1 pseudogene is annotated in these 1032 nt (G+C 27.5%); it reads right to left on the reverse strand.

The features are described from left to right. Positions 1-841 precede the first annotated feature (841 nt). Positions 842-1032, reverse strand: a pseudogene (locus B9T66_RS08795) (hypothetical protein); the annotation flags it as partial.

A 1032-nucleotide genomic window follows, 5' to 3' on the forward strand; every position in this document is an offset into this window, starting at 1 on the left:
GAAGTGTAGAATAATCATAAAAACCTTCAAATTTTATAAGATGGAATCCATCAATAAAGACAGAAAAAACCAACCCTAATGGTATAACAAATATAACAGACACCACTATCAATCCAATACACATAAAGCAATCTAAGATAAAAATCCCAAAATCAAATTTTTCTTTTTTCATAGAATCCTACTTTTATCAAAATCTTTCCAATCAGCATTTTTAAGTTTTTCTTGTCTTATTTTTTTATCTTGTTTATCTAACTCATCAGGGTGGGTATAGGTAAGTCCCAAAAAGGCGTGAGTAACATCTAATTTTAATAAATCTTTCTCAAAAAAGAATGTCGATATAAATCGTTACATAATATTGCATAAAATCTCCTTTTACACTACGCTAATATGATTTTATTTGTAAAAACAAAAAATAAGATAAACCAAATTAATCCAAAAATTAGAAATAAGAAAGAGAGTAACAACTTTATCCTTATAGGTAACTTATTGGTTAAAAACCAAAACAATAAACCTACAAATGCTCCAATGATAAACAAAATGTTATTATTTGTTAAGACAGCAACAAAGAATGAAATAAAAAATAAAAAACCTAAAGATATAAATTGTTTGTGTAAAAATGCAAGTATAGTCCAAAATAGGAAACTCAAAAATATAAAAAGAAATATACTAATAAAATCCATAGCAGATAATAACGCAATAATAAAGCTACATATTACACTTATTACACCACTAAATCCTAGCCACGCAATCTGCCCACTTGTGATAGAATCTAGTCCTTTAGATTCTAACTTTGTTTTGATATGTGAGTATATGGGGAGTTTCATTCATTTTTTCCTTTGTTTTATAGTGTTATTGTAGCATGCTGATTATTTTCAAACACCTTACCCCAATGATTAGTAGTAGATTCTACAGGTCCAAAGCCAAAGAATCCCTCAATAGATTCTATATTGCTATATGAAGATTCTATAAACTCATTGAACAAACTTTCAAATTCATCAAAGCTCATTTTACTTTGCAGAGACTCATTATCTA

Source organism: Helicobacter sp. TUL (assembly GCF_002287135.1).
Taxonomy (GTDB): Bacteria; Campylobacterota; Campylobacteria; order Campylobacterales; family Helicobacteraceae; genus Helicobacter_F.